The sequence below is a fragment of the Altericista sp. CCNU0014 genome, from assembly GCF_044923475.1.
GTDB lineage: Bacteria > Cyanobacteriota > Cyanobacteriia > Thermosynechococcales > Thermosynechococcaceae > JAAURS01.
In genome coordinates this window covers 658,503-681,653 of sequence record NZ_CP137338.1, presented here as the reverse complement: position 1 = coordinate 681,653, position 23,151 = coordinate 658,503, and the positions used below count along the sequence as shown (strand labels likewise).

The window sequence follows — 23,151 nt, the reverse complement described above, 5'->3', positions numbered from 1 at the left end:
TGATAATCCTGAAGGTATCGATTAATCAAATTCTAAATTCAATCGATCGAGCTAAATTTTACACTTTGGAGATAATCTCATGAAAAAGATAATTTTGCTGGCACTCGTGAGTACGGGATTCGTAGTAACTATGCCCTTTATGGCACAGGCACTAGATTCAAAAAAAATCGGACAGAACCTCAATCGAGAGCCGAATATGTCAATCGCTCAGTACGATCGCGATCGCGATCGTGACGATCGATATCGCGATCGATATCGCGATCGGCCATTTGTAGTTTATTACCGCAGCCGTGACGATCGGCGATGGATTTTTCAGAGTGTCCACTACAATCGTCGCGATGCCCGACGTGCTGCCAACCGACTGGAGCGGCGCGGCTATCGAACCCGAATTTTAGGATAGAGCCGTTTCAAACGATGAGTTGCCAACACCTAAATGTCTACCCAGTATTCTGATATCTCTGGAGATTGAATCAATGGCAGTATTGAAACAATTTGGGATTCTATTTGTGTTGGGCATTGCGGGAATTGCGATGTCTACGATTACGTCAGTTTCATTTGTTGAGCAAAAGTTGGCGAAACTGTCTCCAGAACTACTGGTAAACGTTCCACCACTGTGGGTTTTAATGCTGCTGCAAGCACTACAGCTTACAGTTCTACTAGCAATCAGCATTTCGATCGGAATTGGCTGTGCCTACCGCGTTGGATTACACTCACATTTGATTGACTACTGGGTACTTCATACCCCTAAGATTCCATATTCTGTCATTGAGATGAAATGGAGCTTGCGAGTAGGTGCAGCGACGACGATCGTTCTCCTGTTGCTCGATCGGTTCATGAAACCTGCTCTACCTGAAGCGCTACAGGCATCCAATCGCACAGAACCGAATTGGCTGAGTTCGCTTACAGCAATGCTTTATGGCGGCATCACCGAGGAAATTCTGATGCGCTGGGGCTTAATGTCGCTGCTTGTTTGGATCGCGTGGAAGGGGTTAAAACAAGGCATTACGTTGCCAAGTCAAGGGATTTATCAGGGTGCGATCGCGCTAGCAGCGCTGGTATTTGGACTTTTACACCTGCCCGCAACTGCCGCGATCGTTTCACTCACTCCAATTGTGATTATCCGAGCGATATTACTCAATGGGATTGCTGGCATTGCTTTTGGTTGGCTCTTTTGGCAATACTCGCTTGAGGCTGCGATGTTATCCCATGTCAGCTTTCATGCCTTTTCCTTTGCTCTTAGCCTTTTGCTAGCAAGATTTGCCTAAAGCAGGTACAGGTGGGCAGGATAAAGCCAAAGCTTACATAACAGGACTTCACCCGATCGGACGAATTGGAACACCGCTTGAAGTTGCAAATGCAGTCCTATTTTTAACACCCTCAGTTATAACGAAAGGAAAAGAAATGGCTGAAAAATTTGGGGCAAAATCGACCGCCGACGAGGTACTTGCGGGCATCGATCTCAAGGGCAAGCGATTTCTCATTACGGGTATATCATCGGGCATTGGACTCGAAACCGCCCGCTCACTGGTTTCTCACGGCGCTAGCGTCGTCGGCGCGGTTAGGAACCTCGCTAAAGCTGAGCCAGCCACTGCATCGGTTCGTGATGCCGCATCGCAAGGCGGTGGCAGCCTGGAGTCGATCGAGCTCGATCTGGCATCCTTGCAAAGCGTTCGTGCCTGCGCGGATAAACTGTTGGCTGACGGTCAACCGTTCGATGCCATCATCGCTAACGCTGGCGTTATGGCAACTCCGTTCGGTCGGACGATCGACGGCTTTGAAGTCCAGTTCGGGACGAACCATCTGGGTCATTTCGCCCTGCTCGATCGGATCGAGCCGCTGCTCGCCGATAATGGACGGCTGGTAGTCCTGTCGTCGCTCTCGCATCGCGGTGCCGACATCGACTTGGACGATCCGAATTTCGATCGGCAGGACTACGATCCGTGGGTCGCTTATAGCCGATCGAAAACCGCCAATTCACTGTTCGCTGTGGAGTTTGACAGGCGGCATCGCGATCGCGGCATTCGGGCTGCTTCGGTGATGCCCGGAAACAGTCTGACGGATCTACCCCGCCATTTCTCGCCGGAGGACTTGCAGGGACTTTTGAAGACTGTTGACGCAGCACGCGCCGAAGCGGGTCTGCCGCCGAAAGCGTTGAAAGAAATTCCGCAGGCAGCCGCGACATCGGTCTGGGCAGCAGTCGTGGCTGACAAAGACAAGATCGGTGGACACTATCTCGAAGATTGTGCGATCTCGCCGATCGATGACACGCCCAACCCGTTTGCCGATGGTGTCAGATCGTATGCGCTCGATGCCAACAAAGCTAAGCAGCTTTGGGCAAAAAGTGAGGAACTGATCGGCGCTGCGTCTTGAAGGTTATCGCGCACATCTAAACGCAATCATCCATTCCACTTTCGGACTTGGATGAACGCTCACAAGAATGCCCGATTGACGTATAAGAGTCGATCGCCATCCCTTACGTTTCTCGTAAACTCAACTAGGAAAACACAATGTCACAAAAACTTTCAGGCAAAGTCGCTCTCGTTACGGGTGGTACCAGCGGTATTGGGCTTTCCACTGCCAAGCAATTCGTTGCCGAAGGTGCCTATGTCTTTATCACGGGTCGTCGTCAGACCGAACTTGATGCGGCTGTAGACGAGATTGGTAAAAATGTGATGGGCATTCAGGGCGATGTCTCAAATCTGGCAGACCTCGATCGGCTTTACGCCACGATCGAGCGAGAGCAAGGTCGCCTGGATGTCATCTTCGCCAATGCTGGCGTTGGAGAATTCGTCCCGCTCGGATCGATCTCCGAAGAACACTTTGACAAAACATTCAACATCAATGTCAAGGGTCTACTGTTCACCGTGCAGAAGGCGCTGCCGCTGATACCAGAGGGAGCTTCCATCATTCTGAATGCCTCAACGACTTCCATCCTGGGCACCCCAGCCTTCAGCGTGTATAGCGCGACTAAAGCTGCCGTGCGATCGTTTGCCCGCAACTGGACACTCGACCTCAAAGACCGCCAGATTCGAGTGAATGCGGTCAGCCCTGGTACCGTTCCGACTCCCGGTTACAATCCTCTCTTTAGACTCAGTGAAGAGCAACTGAAAGAATTGATGGAGAACCAAGCTAAAGATATCCCATTGGGACGAGTCGGCACGCCTGATGAGATCGCCAAAGCCGTTGTCTTTCTGGCTTTCGATGACAGCAGCTTTGTCAACGGCATCGAGCTATTCGTCGATGGTGGTATGGCACAAATCTAAGATCGCTTCCGAGTTCAAAAGCACTCCGCGATCGCGTGTAAAAGTCTATCTATCAATTTCCCATCGAACAGAGTCGAAGGAGAAACACACATACCACAGGAAAAAATGCCGCAAGTCTCTGACCAAGAACTGATGATGAGTAACACGCTCACGATTCAGCCTGAGTACCGCGAGAAGTTCTTAATGGAACTCCGGGAGATCCTGCCTCAAGCCCGCTGTTTGGAAGCGTGCCTCTCACTTGAGGTCGGTGAGGTCGCCGATCGCCCTGGGATGTTTGTGCTGTCCGAGCGCTGGCGTAACGGAAACGAGTACCTGAACGAGATCCTGCAACTGCCCTTCTACCAGCGGTACCTGGAACGCAGCGAACCATTCTACGCAGCTCCGCGAGCAGTTCTTGTTCTCACGTCAATCTAAATGGGTGCTGCGTTCGAGTTTCTTTGCCGCCGCTGATTTGAGCTGCTGGGTGTTTCGGGTAATGTGAGGTGTGGAACGAATGATGGATAAACTTGAGCAGAACAAACAGACGGTCACGGCATTTTATGACCTGATGTTCAATCAGTGTCAGCCCGCAGAAGCCATCGAGAAATATGTCGGCGACCTGTATATCCAGCACAACCCAGCAGTAGCCGACGGGAAGCAGGCTTTCATCGAATATTTTGAGAGGATGGCGAAAGAATATCCGGGCAAGTGCGTTCAGTTTAAGCGCGTCTTCGCTGAAGGCAATTATGTAGTCTTGCATTGCTATCAACAATGGCCGGGCGACAACGACTGGGCAGGTATCGACATCTTCCGCCTGGATGATAAAGGCAAGATAGTCGAGCATTGGGATGTGCTTCAGACCATCCAAGTGTCGGCTAACGATAACACGATGTTCTGAACAGTCCAGTGCTGGTAGTGTGAAGTCCATTTTGTATAGTGGGGGACATCATCAAATCATAAGAATCTGAAAGAAATCAAGCATTGGAACTGAATACACTCTAAATGAATAGAACCAGGAGAATATAACACGGTCAATAAACAAACTGTAGACGAACAAGCAAATAGAAAGGCAACCACCAACCTAACACCAGCCCAGGAGGTTTTGCAAGCAGTCTGGGAAGCACATATACAGTCCGAGTATGGCACTCACAGCACTGAAGATGCTCTCGCGACGATGGTTGAAGATGCTTACGTGAACCACGTTCCGGTCATGACCGGAGGAGTCGGAAAACCAGCAGTGGGTGAGTTTTATTCCAAATACTTCATTCCACAAATCCCGCCAGACTTCGAGCTAGTTCCAATTTCGCGCACGATCGGGACGGATCAACTGGTCGATGAAATGGTGGGTAAGTTCACTCATACGATTGGGATGGACTGGATGCTACCCGGTGTTGCTCCGACCGGGAAACGAGTTGAAGTCCCAACGGTTGCCATTATTCGATTTCGGGATGGCAAGGTCGCCCATGAACACCTCTACTGGGATCAGGCGAGTGTGTTAGTTCAACTCGGCTTGCTCGATCTGGGTACGTTACCCGTTGCAGGTGTTGAAAGTGTGCGTAAGGCACTCGATCCGAGCTTGCCCTCAAACGCACTGATCGATCGCGCGATCGAGTGAACTCAAAGCCAGTAGGGTGGGCACTGCCCACAAAACCTTACTGTGAAGGGTTTTACAAAATGGTGGGCGATGCCCTACTACTAAATCATCTAATAAGGAGCACAATGAATAAACCCGAGTTTTTTATCACCCCTGGTTATGGGGAACGTATGCTGAATAGATTCTGTTACTCGCAAGCCGTAAAAATTGGCGATCGAGTGGAGACATCAGGACAAGGCGGCTGGGACGACGATCTGCAATTCCCCGAATCGCTTGCTGACGAGATTGCTCAGGCGTTTCGGAACGTAGAACGAACCTTGGCTACTGCTGGCGCTAGTTGGGAGGATGTTATCCATGTCAATTCTTACCATGTTGGAGGGTTTCCCCCAGAGGTTAACGAGGTGATGGTCAAGCTATTTCGTCATTACATGCCCAACCATGCCCCCATTTGGACAGAGGTAGGAGTTGCAGCTCTTGCACTTCCAACGATGCGGATTGAGATCCGCGTTACGGCAATCACGAGCTAAAACCGACTGTCTAGATCGCAATTGAAATTTCTGGTTGAGGAACTATGGCAAGTATTCTGCATATTGATTCAAGTCCACGGGGCGATCGCTCCAAATCTCGCAAGTTGGCAAAGGAGTTTATCGCGGCGTGGCAAGACTTACATCCTGATGACGTGATCACCTATCGTGATTTAAGACAAACGCCAGTTCCTCACGTCACCGAAGACTGGATTGCGGCTTCTTTTACTGCGCCAGAAGCACTGACTTCGGAAATGGCTGAACTGCTGAAGTTTTCTGATGCGTTAGTGGATGAGTTTTTGGCAGCCGATCGATGTATTTTCAGTGTGCCCATGTACAACTTCAGCATTCCGTCCAATTTCAAAGCCTACATCGATCAAGTGGTGCGTGTGGGTCGCACATTCATGGAGGAGAATGGTCAAGTCAAAGGACTTGCGAACGGTAAAAAACTGTTGTTCATCACATCGCGAGGCGTTGAGTTTGAAGCAGGGTCTCCTTACAAAGGATGGGATAGTCAGGAACCTGCGCTCCGGTATGCTTTTCAATACATGGGTGTGACTGATATTCAGTTCATTCATGCCAATGGTCTAGATCTGGGAGACGAGGCACGAAAACGGGGACTAGACGAAGCACAATCTAAAATTCAAAAGCTAGTTAATGACTGGTAGCATTACAAGTCATTAACTAGCCAAAGTCATCTGACGCAACAGTTTAAGCGCATTACTAGAATCACTTCGAAGCAGGTTCGCTAACACGATAAGAATCTAATAAAACGGTATAAGAATTTGAAAGAAGTTAAGCATTGGAACTCAGTACAATTCAGATTGTTACAACAAGAGTGATGCTGAGGGAAAGCTTTAGAAGTTATAGCGATTGAAGCACACTTCAGAGATGTGAAGTCGTAGAGATGACGTGAAAAGGAGAAACAATGAGCGATCGCTTTTCCTTCGATTCAGCACGAGCAGCATTTGCAGAATCTTCAAACTTCGACCTTTTGGGTGCGGATCGGGCGCGTTGGATTCAGCAAACGCGATTTTATAGCGATCGCCTCTCTCCCTTTGCGGCCCAAACCCAATTCCCTCGCATCTTGCTTTCCCAGACCGACCCAATCGAGTTTTTAGCAGGTTTCGCGGCAGCCTGCATCGCCGAATGCCCTGTCTTTTTGGGCAACCCAAACTGGAGCATCCAAGAGTGGGAGCAGGTGCTGCATTTGGTGCAGCCGCATCAAGTATGGGGAACACTGCCGATTCCAGTCCAGCCGCAAGCATTAAAATCTGCCGACGATCGAGAACGGGGATGGATTATGATTCCCACTGGCGGGACTTCAGGTCAAATTAAATTTGCCATTCACACCTGGACGACCCTATCGGCCTCAGTCCGGGGATTCCAAAGCTATTTTGAAGTGGCTGCCATCAACTCCTGCTGCGTGCTGCCGCTGTATCACGTCAGCGGATTGATGCAGTTTCTGCGATCGCTCCTCACCCACGGACGGTTGCGCGTCATCCCCTTTGCCGACCTCCTCAGCGGTCAGTCCGAGAACCCAGAACAGCACTTCTTTTTGAGCGAAGCCAGCAAAACGCGCGCGACATTTTTTCTCTCGCTCGTCCCCACGCAGCTGCAGCGGCTCCTCCAACAGCCCCACCGCCTCCCTTGGCTTCAGCATCCCATCATTTTGCTGGGCGGCGCTCCAGCTTGGCCGGCGCTATTAGATCGAGCTAAACAGCATCGACTCAACCTAGCACCAACCTACGGCATGACTGAAACCGCATCTCAGATTGCCACCCTCAAGCCCCAAGCGTTTTTGCAGGGACGGATCGATTCAGGCCCCGTTTTACCCCACGCTCGCATTGAAATTTGCGACTCAGCCGGACAGCCTTTGGCCGCACGCCAGACCGGAACGATTGTCGTTCGAGCGAAGTCCCTGTTTCGGGGCTACTACCCGCGCCCTTCTTCCGAAACAAGCTTCAGAACCGACGACCTGGGATACTTCGACGCGCAAAACCACCTCCATATTGCAGGCCGCAGCAGCCGCAAAATCATTTCAGGGGGCGAAAACGTTTTCCCGGAAGAAGTAGAAGCCGCATTGTACGAGACCGGGACGATCTCCGATGTTTGCGTCATGGGACTGCCTGACGCGCAATGGGGCGAAGTAGTCGCCGCGCTGTACGTGCCGCGTCACCCTGGAGTAACAAGCCAGCAGCTTAAAGCAGCACTGGAATCGAAATTAAGTCGCTACAAACATCCGAAACACTGGCTTCAGGTGGACGAGATCCCCCGGAACGCGCAAGGTAAAGTCGATCGGACGCGCTTGCCGTCCCCGCTGGAGATTATCGAAAGTCGAGGGGATTGACTGTCGGGACCGAACCGCGTTCAATCGCTTCAGGAGAAGCTGTTTTGGTACCCACATCATGTTTTTATTTCTATCGAAGCTGCTGCCTCTGTTTCTGTATCCAATGGGGCTATCTTGTTTGTTATTGGTGGCGGCGATCGCCGCGTTTTGGAAACGCCCTCGCATGGCGGCGGGGCTGGTAGGGGCGGCCTTGGGGGTACTGCTGTTTAGCAGCAATGCCTGGGTGGCCGAGGTTCTGGTGCGAGGGTTAGAGTCCCAATATCGACCCGCTGCCACCTATCCCAAGGTGGCAGCTATTGTATTTCTAGGCGGTGCCACGCGCGCGCCGATCGCGCCGCGGGTCTGGCCGGAGGTTCTCGAAGCGGGCGATCGCGTTCTATACGCCGCTCGGCTTTATAAAGAAGGCTACGCACCCAAACTGGTTCTGACCGGAGGGCGCATTTCCTGGAAAGATAGCACGGGCAACTCGGAAGCTGAAGACATCGAGACGCTTTTGAAATTTATAGGCATTCCGCAGACCGCCATGCTGCTAGAGCGCACATCGCTCAATACCCACGAAAATGCCGTCAACGTCAAGGCAATTTTGGCCCGAGAACGGCTAGACGGCCCAATTTTGCTCGTAACTTCAGCGATTCACATGCCGCGCTCGATGGCAATTTTCAAGAAAGAGAGGATGGAGGCGATCGCCGCCCCCACAGACTACCTATTTGACGAATCTCCCTTAACCCAAGGACTACCGGATTTTGTGCTGAAGCTGCTGCCCGACGCCGAAGCTATACATCAAACCACGATCGCGCTGAAAGAATACGTCGGGATGGCCGTTTATCGCCTGAGGGGATGGGCCTAAACCTTCTCGATTTCAAAATCGTTCAAGTGAGTGCGGAACTTGGGTCCAAATTGAACGATAAATGGATAGTTAGCGCTGACGGGCCGCCCTTGCCACTCTAGCAAAACCGAAACGATTTCGCCTTCAAGTCCCTTAATGTCAAAAGGTTGATTGCGATGCTCGGGATGATGATACACGATCACCGATTCTTTAACGCGAATTCGATCGCCCACTTGCATAGCCCTAATTTCGATTCCTTTTCAGTCGTCTGCTCGTGCTGGCTCATCCTGGTGCGGACATCAGCCTTACTATCTTTGCATAAGAGGGGACATTGACTTCAGTTCTTGCAATTCAAACCCCTCAATCCCTAGGTTTGGAAATTTCTATCGTCTTGACGATCCATCGGTAGGGGGTTCGCGCAAAATCGAGTTTGCTAAGGAACCTGTAATATTCGACAACATCGCTCCAACACGCGTCTATGATTGGGATGGCACGTCATAATTGGCCGCGAATCGGTAAATGAATCGATATGTTTGCAGAGACGTGGTTCTGGATTGGGTTGGGGCTGGCGCTGTGCGTGCTAGAACTCATTTTCCCAACGGCTTTTGTGGAATTGGTGATGGGGCTAAGCGCTATTCTGGTGGCGTTTGTATCGCTCCTGGTGCCATCGTTTGGGATACAGGTATTCATCTGGATGCTACTGTCTTTGGTCAGCATTTTTTTGGTGCGCCGCTTTTTGCCCCGCAGGATGCCCAAAATTTTGGAGGAGTCCCTGGATGCCACCACCTTAACGGCGATCGCCCCTGGAGAAAAGGGTCGCGTCTTGCACGAAGGGAGTCCCTGGGCGGCGCGGTGCGCGGACAAGGAAATGGCGATCGCCCCTCAGACTAAGGTCACAGTCGTCGGGCGCGAGGGCACGACGCTCGTGGTGATGCCGCAACTGGGCGTTGATTTACCCATTTACGAACGAGAGGATTGAGGAGATAAGGCTATGGGACAGTTTTTACTGCTGCTGATTCTGGGGCTGAGCGGTGCGGGGTTGGCATCTTCCGTGCGAATTATCAACCAAGGCAATTCTGCCTTAGTGGAGCGGGTGGGCAGCTTCCGCAAGCGATTGGATCCGGGATTGAACGTGATTCTGCCCGGATTAGATCGGATTGTCTTCCAAGAGACGCTGCGGCTGAAGGTGCTCGATATCGCACCCCAGTCTTGCATCACAGCAGACAACGTCAGCATTACGGTAGATGCGGTGGTCTACTGGCAGATTATCGATATGGAGCGGGCGTACTACAAGGTGCAAAATCTAGAGTCTGCGATGGTCAATCTGGTGCAAACCCAGATTCGCGGCGAGATTGGCAAGCTGCAACTCGACCAAACCTTTACGGCCCGCAGCCAGATTAGCGATATTTTGCTAGAGGAATTGGACACGGCCACCGACCCTTGGGGGGTAAAGGTGACGCGGGTGGAAATTCGCGACATTACGCCTTCGAAGGCAGTTCAGGATTCCATGGAGCTGCAAATGTCCGCCGAGCGGCGCAAGCGGGCCGCCATCTTGACCTCGGAAGGCGATCGCGAGGCACAGGTCAACTCGGCGCGGGGAAATGCGGATGCCCAGGTCTTGGCAGCGGAAGCCAAGAAACAGGCGGTGATTTTAGATGCAGAAGCGCAGCAGCAGTCCGTCCTTTTGCGAGCGGAGGCAGATCGGCAGTCGCGGTTGCTGCGGGCGCAGGCGGTCGCGGAGTCGATGCAGCTCTTAGCAAACACGCTCGAAACGGATCCCCAAGCAGCGGCGGCGCTCCAGTTTTTACTGGCGCAGAATTATCTCGACATGGGCACTGCGATCGGCCAAAGCGAGAGCAGCAAAGTGCTGTTTTTAGACCCGCGCTCGGTCGTGGGCACGATTGAGGGAATGAGGGAAGTGTTGGATCGAACGAGCTAAGATCGGCAGCGACTCGTCCGAACGCCTGCAATGGAAGGGTCGGAGGTAGCACCCTAGGGAACGGATCGCTTCCCCAAGTCTTCGATAAACGGCAAAAACTGCTCCACCCACTGCGATCGCGCGGCCACTAGCGTGGGATAGACCTCCTGGCCGTAATTTTTACCCGGCGTGAGGGGAAACGGCGATCGCCCATCCAACGCCACCCAAGTTGCACCCGCCGCCTGGGCGATCGGCCATACTCCAGCAATATCCCAGATTTTAGGCGTGGCTTCCACCGCCCCTAGCGCGATACCTGCCGCCACGGTCAAAAAGTTATAGCTAGAAGCCCCCAACATCCGAATTTTGCAGGGAAACGGATGTCGATAGTATTTGATACTGCGGGCGCAAAAGCTGAAAAACTGATTGGATCCGGGTGCGTCCGCGCGCGCCTGAATGGGTTTGTCATTGAGATACGCGCCGTTTTCTCGATCGGGCGCCGACCAAAATCCGTGAAAGTGCTGTTTTAGGGGTGGGAGGTAGATGCAGCCGAAGATGGGCGTCCCTCGGTACAGCAACCCTAAAGAAATAGCCCAGAGCGGAATCCCTTGCGTAAAGTTGGTGGTGCCATCGATGGGGTCAATGACCCAGCACCAGTCCGTCGCGGGCAAAACGTGCTCCACCTCCTCGCTCAGGACGCCGTGGGTAGGAAACCGAGCGGCGATCGCCTCCCGCAACGTCAGATCCGCCCATCGGTCGGAGGGCGTGACCAAACTCCCATCTTCCTTTTCCAGCGCCTGCATCTGGCCGAAATCCTGGAGGAGTTGCGCGCCAACCTCCGTCGTTATGGATTTGGCAAAGGCCAAAACCGCCGTCCAGAATGCCTCCATCGGCTCGTCTCCGCTACTTCGATAAACCATAGATCCAAATAATCAGTAACGGGGTCAGAATCGTCAAAATCAGATTGAGGGGTGCCCCGACGCGGGTGAAATCCAGAAACTTGTAGCCCCCAGGTCCGTAGACCATCGTGTTGGTCTGGTAGCCAATGGGCGTGAGATAGCTATTAGATGCCGCAAAGGTGACCGCATAAATAAAAGCCAAGGGATTGAGTCCGAGGGTCTTAGCAACCTCCGCTGCAATGGGAATCATCAGCACCACCGCCGCGTTATTGGACAAAATCTCAGTCAGCAGCGTGGTCGCAATATAGAAAAACGTCAGCACCCAGAACCCAGAGAGATGACCGCCCGCACTCAAAAGATGATCCGCCAGCCATTTGGTCGTACCGGATTTATCCATGGCCGTTCCTAAGGGCAGCAGCCCCGCCAACAAAAAGATAATATCCCAGCGCACTGCACCGTAGATTTCTCCGGGCTTCAGACAACCCGTCACGACCATCAACGCGACGCCTACCAAAGCACTCACGAGAATCGGCATCCAGTTAAAGGCCGACGCGACGATCACGCTCAGGATAATACCGATCGCCACCCACGCCTTATCGACGCGCAGGTTTTCCACATCGCGCGGTTCCATGACCAGAAGTTCCCGACTGGTCTGCAACCCCTTAAAGCTTTCTCTAGGCCCTTGCACGAGCAGCAGATCGCCAAATTTTAAGGGCGTTTTTCCCAACCGCTCTCGCAGCAATTCCTCGCCCCGGCGAATGGCCAAAACAGTCGCATTGTACCGCTGTCGAAACCGCAGATCTTTAATGGTCGCGCCCACCAACCGCGAATTCGACAAAATCAGAACCTCAGCCACTTCGTCTTCACCGGAATTGAGCTCGGCTTCGAGTTCTTTTTTGCCAAACTTTACATCCGGCACGATATCCAATCCCTTCTCATCGCGGATGTTCAGCAGTTCTTGGCGACCGCCGCGCACGAGCAAAATGTCCCCTGCGAGCAGCTTTTTATCGGCGACGGGCTGGGGGAAATGACTCCCGTCTCGAATCAGCTCCAAAACATCAATATCGAACTTGCGTTGGATTTCGCTAGAACGAAGGGTTTGGCCGATCAAAACAGAGCGAGGCGCGATCGTGACTTCGCTGACATAGTCTTTGAGACCGTATCCCTCTAAATCGGCTGAGGGCGATACGCGATCGGGCAATAGCTTCGGGGCAAATAAGGCTAGGTAAACCAACCCTACGGCAAAGGTAATCAAACCCAAACTGGTGAACTGAAACAGACTGAATTCGCCATAGCCCAGCTTTTTAGAAACGCCACTGGCCAGGATGCTGGTCGAGGTGCCAATTAAGGTAATCATGCCGCCCAGCACGGTTGCGTAGGACAGGGGAATGAGGAGCTTGGATGGGGAAATTCCCTGCTTTTTGCACCAGTCCTCGACGATGGGCAGAAAAACCGCAACGACCGCCGTATTGTTAATAAAGGCGGTAATGGGCCCCACAATAATGCCCAGGATAAAAATTTGCTGGTTTGCATTTTTACCGCCCCACTTGACCAGCCAATCTCGCACCACCATGATGACGCCCGTGCGCGAGATGCCCGCGCTCAGAATAAACATCGCCATGACGGTAATGGTGGCGGTATTGCCAAATCCTGCCACGCCTTCCTCCGGCGTTACCAAGCCCAGTACGACCAGAGCGATCGCCACAAACAGCGCCGTCATATCCACTGGGACCCACTCGACGACAAAGGCGACGAGGGCAACGACCAAAACGCTGAGCGTTAGAAAAATAGGATTTTGCAGAAATGTCATAGGCGATCGCTAGCACCGGAAGAGGTGGCTCTTAAATGATTTCTAAAAGTTAACCGATCTCCAAGACTAATACACGCCTATACGCCTGCCGAACGATAAAAGAAATCGAGCCTTCTACTGGTCTTCTACCGGCCTTTTACTGATAGTTGACAATTCTGCTAAAGCTTTCTGCGGTGAGGCTAGCCCCACCCACCAGGGCGCCATCGATTTCGGGCTGGGCCATGAGCTCATCCACATTTTTTGGATTGACCGAACCGCCATACTGAATAGTCGTATCGGGATTTTTTAAGCGAGAGCGAATGAGGCCAATGACGCGATTCGCCTCGTCTGCGGCGCAGGTGTCGCCCGTCCCGATCGCCCAAATCGGTTCGTAGGCGATAATTAAATGATTTTGATCGACCCCTACCAGACCTCGCTCGATCTGCCCGAATAAATGGGATTCCGTTTCTCCAGCATCTCGCTGGGCCTTGGTTTCTCCCACGCATAAAATTGGGGTGAGGCGATTTTTTTGGGCGGCCTTGAGCCTGAGGTTGACGGTTTCGTCCGTTTCGCCAAAATACTGACGCCGTTCGCTATGGCCGACCACGACAAAGCGCACGCCAATTTCAGTCAGCATCGGGCCGGCAATCTCTCCAGTGTACGCGCCTGCATCTTCCCAGTGGATATTTTGAGCGCCCACTTGCACTCGACTGCCGTGGAGGTTTTTAGACATCGATGCGAGCGTGGTAAATGGCGCGCACAAAATAATATCTCGGTCTTCGGGCGTGGTTTCTAAGGTCGGCAGAAAATTTTGCAGAAATTCCAGAGCTTCCGTCTGGGTTTTATACATTTTCCAGTTGCCAGCGATCGCTACTTTGCGCACGGTTCGTTATTAGAAAAAACACTAAATTATCGAAAAAAGCGCTCTTCTAGAACCCCAGCTCAGCTGAGTTCTACGAGCGTTAGGCCAAAAAGACCTTCAATCAGTGTAAGGGCTTGTGGGCTTATTTGTATCTTTAGCGCTAGGGTTCGACCGGAGAATCCGGTATCCTAGGAGACTGGAGAACGTTGGTATAGCCGGGAAGAGACAGCAATCGTGATCGATTTAAGGCAGCTTCGAGAAAACCCGCAGCAGTTTTCGGCTCGCTTGAACCTGCGGGGCGACTATGACCTCGAGCCACTATTGGCGCTAGACCGTCGACAGCGCGAAATCGAAGAAGTGCGATCGCAGCTACAGGCGCGGGGCAATCAAATCGGGAAAGCCGTCGGCGATCGGATGAAAGCGGGCGCTAAACCCACCGATCCGGCCATTGCCGCCCTCAAAGCCGAAGGCACCGACATCAAAACCCAGCTCGGCGAGCTAGAACCCCAAGAGCGAGAAATCGAAGCCGAAATCAAAACGTGGCTGCTAGCCTTCCCCAATCTGCCTAGCCCCACTACCCCCATCGGCAAAAGCGAAGCCGAAAACGTCGAAGTGCGGCGCTGGGGCGAGGAATATATCCCCCAGGGAGATGGGCTGTTGCCCCACTGGGAAATTGGCGAACGGCTCGGCATCTTAAACTTCGAGCGCGCCACGAAAGTAGCCCAAAGCCGCTTTGTCGCGCTGATCGGCAAAGGTGCGGCCTTGGAGAGAGCGCTGATTGCATTGATGCTCGATCGCCACACTCAGGCGGGCTATGTAGAAATTCTGCCGCCCTTTTTGATCAACACCACGTCCCTGACTGCCACGGGCCAACTGCCTAAATTTTCGGAAGAAAGCTTCAAATGCGACAATGACGACCTCTGGCTGGCTCCCACCGCAGAAGTCCCCGTCACCAACCTCTACCGCGACGAGATCCTGTCCGCCGAGGAACTGCCCATTCGTCACTGTGCCTATACGCCCTGCTTTCGCCGCGAGGCCGGAAGCTACGGACGCGACACCCGAGGGCTGATCCGACTCCACCAGTTCAATAAAGTCGAGCTGGTGAAATTCGTGCATCCCAGCACCTCAGAAGCAGAACACGAATCCTTGGTGCGAGACGCTGCTGGAATCCTCGAGGCGCTCAAACTCCCCTATCGAGTCCTAGAGCTCTGTACGGGCGACTTGGGGTTTTCCGCTGCGAAATGCTACGACCTCGAAGTGTGGATGCCGTCTGCCAAGAGCTATCGTGAAATTTCGAGCTGCTCGAACTTTCACGATTTTCAAGCCCGCCGCGGCAATCTGCGCTTTAAAGAACCCGGACAGAAGGGCACCCAGTTCGTGCATACCCTTAACGGTTCGGGACTTGCCGTCGGTCGCACCATGGCCGCTATTCTAGAAAATTACCAGCAGCCCGACGGCTCAGTCTCGATTCCAGATGCCCTCCAGCCTTATTTAGGGCAAAAAGTATTCAGTCGTTTTTGAGCGCTTCTCAATCTTCAAATTTGCCTCGATTGGGCCGTAACCTTAGCCCAAAACCTCGAATATGGCTTGTTTCTAACCTTCTTCGACGAGGTTTTTGTGGGAAATTCGCGCTATACAGACACCGTCAAATCTTTTAAGATTGATTTAATGTTTTGAGGTTTTTCTATGTAATCTCGCGCCACTCACCGCGAGCGCGCTGCATCGGTTACTCGGGATTAAAGGGCGATCGAGGTTCATAGCTGTCACTTCCGTCAAAGGGTCTGAGCTATGCGCTCTTAGCAGCCAGCACTCGGTAGCGCGCTCGAAGAAAGAGCGTTTGCCTAAAAGCACGCTTAGGGGTTGGGATCGGAAGCGCTTTATAAAGCATTTCGATCGACATCGAATCAGAAACACGAGGGGGGGGGAATACGATGAAAACTGTGTCGTTACCGATCGCAGCCACGCAGAATCGAATTGAGCGTTCTGCAGCAGAGCCGTCTCTGGGCTTAGAAGCACCCATTCAGGTGTTGCACCGCATAATTTTGGCCCAGGCTTCCGGCAAACTGAGCGTCTCGGATCCCCACGATCCCGAAGTACTCTGGCAAGTTTTTGTAGGAAACGGACAAATTCATTTTGCAACGAGTTTGGCGGGACAGGGCGATCGTCTGGCCTATTTCCTCAAAGTTGCGGGCATCTTTCTGCCCTTTGACACCCTCAAAACCTCTGACTATCAGTTTTTGTGTTCGCAGTGGCGAGTGGGGCGACTCACGCTTGCACAACTGCGTGCCGTTTTGACCCTCATGACTCAAGACGCGCTGATTCAGATTTTAAAACTTCCCCAGGCTGACGTACGAGTAGAGCGGCAGCTCGGATTGGACCCGCTTTTGATCTCGGTTCCGATCGTAAAACTCTTATCTTCTGAGTTAAGCGCGCTACGCCTGTGGCAAACGGTTCTGCCAGACATCTTATCGCCGCTCCAACGACCGACGATCGACGATCCAAAGCGATGGAATGAAGTGCTGAATTCCCCCGGGCAAACCATTCCGCGACTTCATTTAATTCAGCCTTTTTTAGGGAGTAATTTTTGTCTCTACCAGATCGCGCGCGAAATGGGCGTCGAGCTGATCGGGATCGTGCCGCTGTTGCAGTTTTTAGTGCGGCTCGGGCTGATTAGAATGCAGCCCTATCGCGCCCAGCCCCAGAGAGTTAAGCCCACCATTGCTTGCATCGATGGGAGCGTTGAAGTCCAGGCAAATGTAAAGCGGACGCTGGAGCCGGAGGGATACCAAGTGATATCGCTAACGGAGCCGACTCATGTTTGGTCGATACTCCAACAGCAACCACCCCACATGCTGTTACTGGATGTGGACGGCTTCGATGGCTACAGTTTTGTCAAAGCCCTTTCCCGTTCCGAACGGTTTAAGTCAATGCCCGTCGTAGCCCTTAGCGAGCGTCAAGGCATTGTCCATCGTCTTTGGGCGCGGAGGGTAGGAGTAACCGATTGCTTGGCAAAGTCCTTCGATCCAAAGGTTTTACAGGATCTCGTCCAGCAGATCGTGCCTACGGTTGTTTAGCGGTCTCGGCGGTCAAGATCGCCCGCAATCCTTCTCGATAGGTCGGGTACGCCAACCGCACGCCCAACACCTGCTTGATTTTGCGATTGCGAATCCGGCGGCATTCGCTCCAGAACGATGCCGCCATCGGATTGAGTTGAATTTGTTCGTAGGGCTGGGCGACGGGGGGGGAAAGGTTGAGGAGTTTTGCTCCTTCTACGATAAGGGTGCTCGGTTCTGAGGGTTCGTCATCGGAAACGTTGTAGATCGACCCAGGACTGGGCGATCGCATCGATTGCCAGAGCGTCTGCACGATATCGTCCACGTGGATCCGGCTAAACACGTGGCCGGGTTTGCGGATGTGTTGGGCCGCGCCCGCGCGGAGTTTGTCCAAAATACTGCGGCCCGGACCGTAGATACCGGGCAGCCGAAAAATATGGGCGGGCAAACCGGAGTGGAGGAAGGTGGCTTCGATGGCGGCGCGATACTGCGATCGCGCGTTCTGGGGTTGCAGCGGACTTTCTTCATCCACCCATTCTCCCTGGGTGTCGCCATAGACGCCTGTGGTGGAGAGATAGCCAAACCAAGTGAGGGGCGATCGCTGGAGGGTGGGCATGAGGCTGGCAGCCACCGGATCGATGCCTTGCGGATCGGGGGCGATGGTACTCAAGACGTGAGTGACGCCCTCTAGAGCCGCATGGGGGAGCGGAACAGCTGCAGCTTGGCTGGCATAGAAAAACGGAAAAACGGGAATATTTAAGCCTTCGAGGGGCGTACCGGAGCGATTAGTCGCGCAAACGTCAATCTTTTGTCGCACGAGCCAGCGCGCCAGTCGCTGTCCTGTATAGCCGCATCCGAGAATCAAAACCTTCATAGAATCTAGGGCGAATGGGCTATTGACCGGACGTTTTGGGTGGTAAGGGCGGTGGCGGTGGCGGCACCGTCGCGCCGCCGTTGACGGCGTTAGGCTGAGCGGGAAGGGTCGGGTCGGCAGGGGGTTGTGCCCCTGGAATCGCACCAGAATTAGAGGGCGGCAGGGTTTGACCGGGCGGTACTGTCGCGTTAGGGGGCGTAGCCGGCAGACTAAAACTAGGCTGCGGGGGCTGGAAGGGCTGTTCGGGGACTGGAAGCGGCGCTGTGGGTGAGGGGGGGGTTGGCTTTTGCGCCAACAGGTACCACAACCCGATACCCAAGCTAATCGCGCCCGCTGCAATGACACTTAAGAACAAAAATCGCGAGGCGGTTTCGTTCTGATGAATGACTTCATCCGTATAGAGACGATCCTCATCTCGAGACAGAAAAGGGGCTTCTTCAGGCTGTTCTGGAGCAGGCGACTCCATGCCTAAAGAGTCCAGATCGAGTTCTTCTGAGAACAGCTCGTAGGGATCGTATTCTTGGGAAGAATCGGGATCGGTTTGGTTCATGGCGCTAGGGGCTTCTCTAAGTCGTAGCAATAAATACCGGAGATCTTATCAAGGATAGCGGTCGATGAGTGGGTTGATGCGGCAAGATTGCGATAGGCCGAAGGGACGAATCGAGCTTGCTACGATGTAACGATTTGCGTCGAGTCAGGGGCGGGTGCGTATTTTTGCGGATCGAAGATGCGGCTCCGGGTCCGCGACGGACGGTCTGGCTGTCGAGCCCTACCACCCCCAATGTGCGGCGAACGGCTCGATCCAATGGGGTGCAACAGTCTGCGATCGCCCTTCGGACCCCAAGCAATTTCCTTGAAGGAAGCTTGAAAAATCGAACGAGAGAGGGTTTGAGCGGTCGAGAGCGAGGCGATCGCAGATAGGAGCCGGACTGGCCTTCGTCTTGAAATTGCGACCCATAATGTCACGGCGAGATAACAAAAATATCCTCAACCTTCGATCTCCGTAAAAGTACGCAAAAGCGTTTCCCGTAATCCTACGGTAGCGCTGAGGCTCCCGTATTTTGCACAATAAAACCAATTCGACAAAACCAATTCAACCGCATCCTGAGACTGTTCTCAGAAATCTGGGCACACTAGAGTACAGTCCTTACTCCATGAGCTGCCTTTTTGCAAAAAAGCCCGATTGAAGTTTATTATGGGCAACTAACCCCTAATAAACTTCGTCAAAGGTTCAAAGCTCTAAATATCTACTCGATACGCCAGCGCTTCAAATGTCTTTCTGCTCGGGATAAAAATGTTCTATGAGTTCTAAGAATAACCAACCTATCGAATTACTCAAAAGCGGTCAGTTGCTGGCCGTTACGGACGGCGCTACCTCCGGCATCATTTTGCAGAAGCCCTTCTTCGCGGAATATATCGGTCCGGGTGCGGCCATCGGCGGGTTATTTGACCTGAAGTGCGTCACGATCTACGCCCTAGGGCAAGCAGAATTTACAGCTCCGGCAACCTTAGAAGAACGCCAGGAAGCATTCCGTCGCCGCATCGATCAGATTGAAACGATGCAAACATTGTGCCAAGAAGAGGTCCCCCTCCGCCGCGCGATCGACCTTTTGGATATGCTCTGCGATCGCTTTGGCATTGACGAGATCCGCTCCATTCCCAACGATGTCCTGGCAAAGGTGGTAGGCGTCCTGCCCGGAACCATCGCGATGGCATGGCAAAAGCAGTTTAACCTGCAGTCTCCAGCAGACGCGGTTGAAGAATACGACGGACGCCTATTTGCGACCGCCAAAGCCTAATCCATCGCACCGTTGGCCGCTCCAAGTATCTTTAAATTTTTGTTTGAGACTTAAGACTTGCAATCTAAAGACGCGCGGGTACTGACACCCGTTTGCATGTTAGTGCCAGAGGCAGACTCGCAGAGGATAGCGCGCTGCTCGCCATCTAGCAGAGCATCCGAGAAATCCGCTCCCGTAATGTTTGCTGCGCTGAAGGTGGAGCGAAACAGCAGCGCTTCTGTCAAAATTGCGTTTTCTAAGTTAGCCTCGGTAAAGTCCACCTGATCCATCATGGCGTACTGAAGATTTGTACTCCTGAGGTCGGCATTCTGCATCACCGATGCGCTAAAAATTGCGCCCCTCAGGTCGGCCTGACTGAAATTTGCCCCTTCCATATTGGCGTTGGCAAAATCCGAAGCGCGTAAATCTTGATGCGAAAAATCCTTGCCGCGCAGTTCTGCATTGCTATAGGACATCGGCTTAATCAGCTCTAGGGTAGATTCGCCTGCAAAACAGGGCAGCATCCAACTCCACGTCACCGCGCAAAACGTCGCCGCCCAAAGTCCGATCGCCCGCCAGACTGAACCCATTGCGCCCTTCGCCTCTCTCCGTCCGTTCCCTAGGGAAACCTTAAATCGTTTCGAGACTGGCATAGGCCGCTCCGCAAAAAGAGAATTTTGAATCTAAGCCATCGAAAGTTCGCCCAAGACCTCTAATCGCTTAAAGGGGCTTAGGGTCAAATATCGTTCCGAAAGTGCTTCTGCAATGGTTGGCGTGATCCAGCCGAGCTGCTTCAGAAGCTGGATGGCAGCAGCATGCTTCGCGCGCTTCGCACCATCCATCACCTTAATGGCTAGTCCCATGCCTTCTCCAACGCGGCCAATACACTGGACGCCCTCTCCCCCAGTCTTACTCACCAATTCCCCTGCGGTCATTTCCATGAGATCCGTGTCGAACTCCCCTGGACCTGCCACCAAATTCGGATGGTGAATCATGGCGCGCACTACGCGCTCCATCGATAGGTTATCCCCAGAAGCGAGCTGGGCAAATAAAGTGGCCATTTGCCCGAGTTCCATCAAGTAGGTCGGCACCCCGCAGTCATCGTGAGCGCCGATAAATTCCGCTGCTGGCATTTTCAGCATATCGGCGACTTTACCCAAAATCGTTTGCTGAAGCGGGTGCTGCGGCTGCATGTAAGTTTGCAAGGGCCAATGGTTGAGCTGACAGACTGCTAACATCCCTGCGTGTTTCCCGGAGCAATTGTACTGGAGCGGGCTATTGCCGCCCTCGGGAATGGGGCATTGGAGCATGGTCAGGTCGATATCGCAGTGCCACAAAATATTAAACACTTGGCGGACCTGCTCCATGGTGCCCTTGTGAGAGCTGCACATGATGGCTAGGTCGCGATCGCTCAATCCGTACCGCTCCATGACGCCGCTCGTCGTGACGATGAGCGCTTGAAACGGTTTGAGAGAAGATCGAATAAAGCAGGTCGTCTCCGCACTCCCCGCAATGGACAGCACCCGACCCCGCTCGTCGCAAACGACCGCCTGAGTTTCGTGGGCGGATTCGACAATGCCTTCCCGGAGGAGGCGAATTTCAAGTGCTGTGGCATGATTCCGTTTTCCCATTGTCATGGGTCAGACCTTATCCTTTAATTGAGCGAAAAAACGTCGATTGCGGTCCGTTTAGGGCACCGACAGATAACTTTAGCAGAATTGCCACAGGCTGCGACCGACAATGCACAAAAGCCCCAAAACTCCAAAGCTATATTTGAGCCGTTGGAGAATAGGCTGAACCTGATAGGTACTAATCAACCGATCTTGGGCGAGCTCCGCGTGGGGCTTCGTCCAAGATTGACCATCGTACCACCCAGTCTCTTCATAATCGACGGTTTCGCAGTGGAGCCTTCGATAAACGTAGGCCCAGCCTAGGTAAAGGCGCAGCAAAATGAGGCTCACCAACAAAATGATTCCACCACTTGCAGCCAGGAAAAAACGCCCAAACGCCTCAGTCGGGTCGAAGCTAGCAGCAGCAATGGGACCAGCAATGAAGCCGCTCGTACCTCCCAGACAGCCCAAGCGAACGATAAACGTCTTGAAGTCTGCGCTAGACCACCCAAAGAACCAAGATTCTTGCAGGCTCTTGTACTCGTTAATCGGACGCTGATCGGCTGGGACAGGACAAGCGGAAACGGGCGCAGACATAGCTTCAAAGGTTCGGCGAAGAAGAGATGGGTAGACCGCGCCAGCCCAGGTCGACACCTAGACTGGCGGTCGCTGCTTCTCTTTAGTCTATAGCAATCCTCAGAAGAGACCCATGAATCTCGCCTATCCCAACGATGCATCGGGCGACTTCAGGAATAAAAGCGCGCTATAAAGCTGAAAGGCTGGATCCCAGTTGCTGTCTTCTCGGCGAAATAAATTGATGTGGGACGGCAGTTTCGAGAGCAAATCGGGATGTTCGAAGGCAGTTTCGGCAAAGGGTTCGAAGGTTGCCCAAACGGGTTGTTGGGAGAGTTTCTGGCTCAGGACCAGAGAAAGCTGCCGCCAGTTGGCCCAAGCGGTACTGCGATTGAGGGGGAAGTCAGCGGTGGCTTCGGATTCGAAGCGCTCGCCTCGGTTAAATTGATAGGCAGCATCGGAAATCCGCAGGATGCAGTTTTGGGCGGGAAGGTGCAGATCGCAGAAGTTGGCACGATCTTGGGTTTTTTCTTTGCGCAGCAGTTTGCCGCGCGCGTCTCGGTCTACTACTTCTTCAAAGATCGGCAGTTGGCCTTCCACCCGTGCTGCAATGTCTGTCCACGCAAATTGAAGCGCTCGCTCCGCACCCAGCGTACGCGGTCCCCCCTCATCGGATTGGACGATTGCCCGCACGATGCCTTCGACCGACTCAAAGTACTGAATTGAATGAACGGTTACGGACTGCAGGAGCGAGAGGGGCAGCCAAAAGGCTGGAATCCCGCAATCGTTCAGTTGCCGACCGTAAAACTCCAGCTCTCCCACCGCGCCCGTGCGGTAGAGACGAATGCCTCGGCTCGGCAGCAGCATTCGAGCGGAGTAAGGTTCGATATTCATGATTTTTGCCATTGCCTGAGCCGCTTCGGTTTTTTGGGCCGGGTCGATGGCGGCGAGAACCAAAACGCCTGGTTCGGTATTGTGGGGTTCGGCGATCGCCTCGGCAATGGCCTGTTTGCGAGCTTGGGTGCGTTGGGTTTGCAAGCGCTCCAGACCTTGGCGGGCGGCAAGGGTCAGTTTCGGACTGTCGGCCTGACGCAAAAGATTGCGATAGGCCGCCTCAGCCCGATCTGATTCCTGCGTGGTTTCCCAAAGTCTCGCCCAATAGAACTGAGTCCAAGGATCTTGCTCGTTTAGGGTGCCGAGCAGTCGAGTGACTTCGGGATAATTGCCGCCCTGTAGGGCCGCTTCGATGCTGTCTATCACGC

At 53.2% G+C, this 23,151-nt stretch carries 27 protein-coding genes; 16 read left to right on the top strand and 11 right to left on the bottom strand.

The features are described from left to right. The first annotated feature begins 79 nt into the window (after window positions 1–79). The 11 genes from R6H26_RS03405 (at window position 80) to R6H26_RS03355 (ending at window position 8,557) form a co-directional block, all read left to right on the top strand. Window positions 80–400, top strand: coding sequence for a hypothetical protein (locus R6H26_RS03405; RefSeq protein ID WP_404788329.1), 321 nt, complete (start codon window positions 80–82; stop codon window positions 398–400). Between the two features lie 73 nt (window positions 401–473). Further along, the gene (locus R6H26_RS03400) at window positions 474–1,265 is read left to right on the top strand and encodes a CPBP family intramembrane glutamic endopeptidase (protein WP_404788327.1); all 792 of its coding nucleotides are present in this window, start codon (window positions 474–476) and stop codon (window positions 1,263–1,265) included. Window positions 1,266–1,401: 136 nt separating this feature from the next. Then, window positions 1,402–2,370 (top strand): SDR family NAD(P)-dependent oxidoreductase, encoded by a 969-nt coding sequence (locus R6H26_RS03395; RefSeq protein ID WP_404788325.1) that lies wholly within the window; start codon window positions 1,402–1,404, stop codon window positions 2,368–2,370. A 137-nt stretch (window positions 2,371–2,507) separates the two neighbouring features. Next, window positions 2,508–3,263: an SDR family oxidoreductase gene (locus R6H26_RS03390; protein ID WP_404788323.1), complete on the top strand. Its 756-nt coding sequence runs from the start codon at window positions 2,508–2,510 to the stop codon at window positions 3,261–3,263. 105 nt (window positions 3,264–3,368) lie between these two features. Then, a complete protein-coding gene (locus tag R6H26_RS03385; protein ID WP_404788321.1) occupies window positions 3,369–3,677 on the top strand; it encodes a putative quinol monooxygenase in 309 nt (102 codons plus the stop codon). 79 nt (window positions 3,678–3,756) lie between these two features. Further along, window positions 3,757–4,140 (top strand): nuclear transport factor 2 family protein, encoded by a 384-nt coding sequence (locus R6H26_RS03380; protein ID WP_404788319.1) that lies wholly within the window; start codon window positions 3,757–3,759, stop codon window positions 4,138–4,140. 204 nt (window positions 4,141–4,344) lie between these two features. After that, a complete protein-coding gene (locus R6H26_RS03375; protein WP_404788317.1) occupies window positions 4,345–4,857 on the top strand; it encodes an ester cyclase in 513 nt (170 codons plus the stop codon). A gap of 149 nt (window positions 4,858–5,006) precedes the next feature. Next, window positions 5,007–5,363, top strand: coding sequence for a RidA family protein (locus R6H26_RS03370; RefSeq protein WP_404788315.1), 357 nt, complete (start codon window positions 5,007–5,009; stop codon window positions 5,361–5,363). Window positions 5,364–5,407: 44 nt separating this feature from the next. Continuing rightward, window positions 5,408–6,028: an FMN-dependent NADH-azoreductase gene (locus R6H26_RS03365; RefSeq protein ID WP_404788313.1), complete on the top strand. Its 621-nt coding sequence runs from the start codon at window positions 5,408–5,410 to the stop codon at window positions 6,026–6,028. 260 nt (window positions 6,029–6,288) lie between these two features. After that, window positions 6,289–7,710 carry a 2-succinylbenzoate--CoA ligase gene (locus R6H26_RS03360; RefSeq protein WP_404788311.1) on the top strand — a complete coding sequence of 474 codons (1,422 nt, stop codon included), beginning with the start codon at window positions 6,289–6,291 and terminating at the stop codon, window positions 7,708–7,710. A 58-nt stretch (window positions 7,711–7,768) separates the two neighbouring features. Beyond that, a complete protein-coding gene (locus tag R6H26_RS03355; protein ID WP_404788309.1) occupies window positions 7,769–8,557 on the top strand; it encodes a YdcF family protein in 789 nt (262 codons plus the stop codon). On the opposite strand, the gene R6H26_RS03350 is transcribed toward R6H26_RS03355, so the two are convergent. Further along, the gene (locus R6H26_RS03350) at window positions 8,554–8,775 is read right to left on the bottom strand and encodes a ferredoxin-thioredoxin reductase variable chain (RefSeq protein ID WP_404788307.1); all 222 of its coding nucleotides are present in this window, start codon (window positions 8,773–8,775) and stop codon (window positions 8,554–8,556) included. The genes R6H26_RS03355 and R6H26_RS03350 overlap by 4 nt on opposite strands. A 290-nt stretch (window positions 8,776–9,065) precedes the next feature. On the opposite strand from R6H26_RS03350, the gene R6H26_RS03345 reads away from it, so the two are divergent. Continuing rightward, a complete protein-coding gene (locus tag R6H26_RS03345) occupies window positions 9,066–9,515 on the top strand; it encodes an NfeD family protein (protein WP_404788305.1) in 450 nt (149 codons plus the stop codon). Between the two features lie 12 nt (window positions 9,516–9,527). Next, window positions 9,528–10,475 carry an SPFH domain-containing protein gene (locus R6H26_RS03340; protein ID WP_404788303.1) on the top strand — a complete coding sequence of 316 codons (948 nt, stop codon included), beginning with the start codon at window positions 9,528–9,530 and terminating at the stop codon, window positions 10,473–10,475. 53 nt (window positions 10,476–10,528) lie between these two features. On the opposite strand, the gene R6H26_RS03335 is transcribed toward R6H26_RS03340, so the two are convergent. From R6H26_RS03335 to tpiA, 3 genes are all read right to left on the bottom strand, one after another. Continuing rightward, complete coding sequence (locus R6H26_RS03335) at window positions 10,529–11,371, bottom strand: inositol monophosphatase family protein (RefSeq protein ID WP_404788301.1); 843 nt, start codon at window positions 11,369–11,371, stop codon at window positions 10,529–10,531. Next, window positions 11,355–13,160, bottom strand: coding sequence for an SLC13 family permease (locus R6H26_RS03330; RefSeq protein WP_404788299.1), 1,806 nt, complete (start codon window positions 13,158–13,160; stop codon window positions 11,355–11,357). The genes R6H26_RS03335 and R6H26_RS03330 overlap by 17 nt, the downstream gene beginning before the upstream one ends. A gap of 136 nt (window positions 13,161–13,296) precedes the next feature. Beyond that, window positions 13,297–14,022: a triose-phosphate isomerase gene (gene tpiA / locus R6H26_RS03325; RefSeq protein ID WP_404788297.1), complete on the bottom strand. Its 726-nt coding sequence runs from the start codon at window positions 14,020–14,022 to the stop codon at window positions 13,297–13,299. 213 nt (window positions 14,023–14,235) lie between these two features. Between tpiA and serS the strand changes: the two genes are divergently transcribed. Together serS and R6H26_RS03315 are read left to right on the top strand one after the other, a co-directional pair. Continuing rightward, window positions 14,236–15,522 carry a serine--tRNA ligase gene (gene serS / locus R6H26_RS03320; protein WP_404788295.1) on the top strand — a complete coding sequence of 429 codons (1,287 nt, stop codon included), beginning with the start codon at window positions 14,236–14,238 and terminating at the stop codon, window positions 15,520–15,522. Between the two features lie 410 nt (window positions 15,523–15,932). After that, on the top strand, window positions 15,933–17,075 hold the full coding sequence (locus R6H26_RS03315) for a PleD family two-component system response regulator (RefSeq protein ID WP_404788293.1): 1,143 nt from the start codon (window positions 15,933–15,935) through the stop codon (window positions 17,073–17,075). On the opposite strand, the gene R6H26_RS03310 is transcribed toward R6H26_RS03315, so the two are convergent. The 3 genes from R6H26_RS03310 to R6H26_RS03300 form a co-directional block, all read right to left on the bottom strand. Beyond that, a complete protein-coding gene (locus R6H26_RS03310; protein ID WP_404788291.1) occupies window positions 17,062–17,928 on the bottom strand; it encodes an SDR family oxidoreductase in 867 nt (288 codons plus the stop codon). The two genes, R6H26_RS03315 and R6H26_RS03310, sit on opposite strands and share 14 nt — an antisense overlap. Before the next feature lie 19 nt (window positions 17,929–17,947). Then, window positions 17,948–18,478, bottom strand: coding sequence for a hypothetical protein (locus R6H26_RS03305; protein ID WP_404788289.1), 531 nt, complete (start codon window positions 18,476–18,478; stop codon window positions 17,948–17,950). Window positions 18,479–18,597: 119 nt separating this feature from the next. After that, window positions 18,598–18,894, bottom strand: coding sequence for a hypothetical protein (locus tag R6H26_RS03300; RefSeq protein WP_404788287.1), 297 nt, complete (start codon window positions 18,892–18,894; stop codon window positions 18,598–18,600). Window positions 18,895–19,229: 335 nt separating this feature from the next. On the opposite strand from R6H26_RS03300, the gene R6H26_RS03295 reads away from it, so the two are divergent. Then, window positions 19,230–19,727, top strand: coding sequence for a hypothetical protein (locus tag R6H26_RS03295; protein WP_404788285.1), 498 nt, complete (start codon window positions 19,230–19,232; stop codon window positions 19,725–19,727). Window positions 19,728–19,777: 50 nt separating this feature from the next. On the opposite strand, the gene R6H26_RS03290 is transcribed toward R6H26_RS03295, so the two are convergent. The 4 genes from R6H26_RS03290 to R6H26_RS03275 form a co-directional block, all read right to left on the bottom strand. Then, a complete protein-coding gene (locus R6H26_RS03290) occupies window positions 19,778–20,359 on the bottom strand; it encodes a pentapeptide repeat-containing protein (protein WP_404788283.1) in 582 nt (193 codons plus the stop codon). A gap of 30 nt (window positions 20,360–20,389) precedes the next feature. After that, window positions 20,390–21,343 carry an asparaginase gene (locus R6H26_RS03285; protein WP_404788281.1) on the bottom strand — a complete coding sequence of 318 codons (954 nt, stop codon included), beginning with the start codon at window positions 21,341–21,343 and terminating at the stop codon, window positions 20,390–20,392. Between the two features lie 72 nt (window positions 21,344–21,415). After that, entirely contained in the window at window positions 21,416–21,913 is a 498-nt protein-coding gene (locus tag R6H26_RS03280; RefSeq protein WP_404788279.1) for a CGLD27 family protein, read from the bottom strand. A 123-nt stretch (window positions 21,914–22,036) separates the two neighbouring features. Next, a complete protein-coding gene (locus R6H26_RS03275; RefSeq protein WP_404788278.1) occupies window positions 22,037–23,149 on the bottom strand; it encodes a tetratricopeptide repeat protein in 1,113 nt (370 codons plus the stop codon). Window positions 23,150–23,151: the final 2 nt, after the last annotated feature.

Excerpts from the sequence above, each read along its gene's own strand:
- R6H26_RS03345 (WP_404788305.1), top strand. The coding sequence starts at position 9,066 with ATGTTTGCAGAGACGTGGTTCTGGATTGGGTTGGGGCTGGCGCTGTGC.
- R6H26_RS03350 (WP_404788307.1), bottom strand. The coding sequence starts at position 8,775 with ATGCAAGTGGGCGATCGAATTCGCGTTAAAGAATCGGTGATCGTGTAT.
- R6H26_RS03370 (WP_404788315.1), top strand. The coding sequence starts at position 5,007 with ATGCTGAATAGATTCTGTTACTCGCAAGCCGTAAAAATTGGCGATCGA.
- R6H26_RS03405 (WP_404788329.1), top strand. The coding sequence starts at position 80 with ATGAAAAAGATAATTTTGCTGGCACTCGTGAGTACGGGATTCGTAGTA.
- R6H26_RS03280 (WP_404788279.1), bottom strand. The coding sequence starts at position 21,913 with ATGTCTGCGCCCGTTTCCGCTTGTCCTGTCCCAGCCGATCAGCGTCCG.
- R6H26_RS03295 (WP_404788285.1), top strand. The coding sequence starts at position 19,230 with ATGAGTTCTAAGAATAACCAACCTATCGAATTACTCAAAAGCGGTCAG.
- R6H26_RS03315 (WP_404788293.1), top strand. The coding sequence starts at position 15,933 with ATGAAAACTGTGTCGTTACCGATCGCAGCCACGCAGAATCGAATTGAG.
- R6H26_RS03310 (WP_404788291.1), bottom strand. The coding sequence starts at position 17,928 with ATGAAGGTTTTGATTCTCGGATGCGGCTATACAGGACAGCGACTGGCG.
- R6H26_RS03330 (WP_404788299.1), bottom strand. The coding sequence starts at position 13,160 with ATGACATTTCTGCAAAATCCTATTTTTCTAACGCTCAGCGTTTTGGTC.
- R6H26_RS03305 (WP_404788289.1), bottom strand. The coding sequence starts at position 18,478 with ATGAACCAAACCGATCCCGATTCTTCCCAAGAATACGATCCCTACGAG.
- R6H26_RS03285 (WP_404788281.1), bottom strand. The coding sequence starts at position 21,343 with ATGACAATGGGAAAACGGAATCATGCCACAGCACTTGAAATTCGCCTC.
- R6H26_RS03390 (WP_404788323.1), top strand. The coding sequence starts at position 2,508 with ATGTCACAAAAACTTTCAGGCAAAGTCGCTCTCGTTACGGGTGGTACC.
- R6H26_RS03335 (WP_404788301.1), bottom strand. The coding sequence starts at position 11,371 with ATGGTTTATCGAAGTAGCGGAGACGAGCCGATGGAGGCATTCTGGACG.
- R6H26_RS03365 (WP_404788313.1), top strand. The coding sequence starts at position 5,408 with ATGGCAAGTATTCTGCATATTGATTCAAGTCCACGGGGCGATCGCTCC.
- R6H26_RS03340 (WP_404788303.1), top strand. The coding sequence starts at position 9,528 with ATGGGACAGTTTTTACTGCTGCTGATTCTGGGGCTGAGCGGTGCGGGG.
- R6H26_RS03400 (WP_404788327.1), top strand. The coding sequence starts at position 474 with ATGGCAGTATTGAAACAATTTGGGATTCTATTTGTGTTGGGCATTGCG.
- R6H26_RS03355 (WP_404788309.1), top strand. The coding sequence starts at position 7,769 with ATGTTTTTATTTCTATCGAAGCTGCTGCCTCTGTTTCTGTATCCAATG.
- R6H26_RS03360 (WP_404788311.1), top strand. The coding sequence starts at position 6,289 with ATGAGCGATCGCTTTTCCTTCGATTCAGCACGAGCAGCATTTGCAGAA.
- R6H26_RS03290 (WP_404788283.1), bottom strand. The coding sequence starts at position 20,359 with ATGCCAGTCTCGAAACGATTTAAGGTTTCCCTAGGGAACGGACGGAGA.
- R6H26_RS03385 (WP_404788321.1), top strand. The coding sequence starts at position 3,369 with ATGCCGCAAGTCTCTGACCAAGAACTGATGATGAGTAACACGCTCACG.
- R6H26_RS03395 (WP_404788325.1), top strand. The coding sequence starts at position 1,402 with ATGGCTGAAAAATTTGGGGCAAAATCGACCGCCGACGAGGTACTTGCG.
- R6H26_RS03380 (WP_404788319.1), top strand. The coding sequence starts at position 3,757 with ATGATGGATAAACTTGAGCAGAACAAACAGACGGTCACGGCATTTTAT.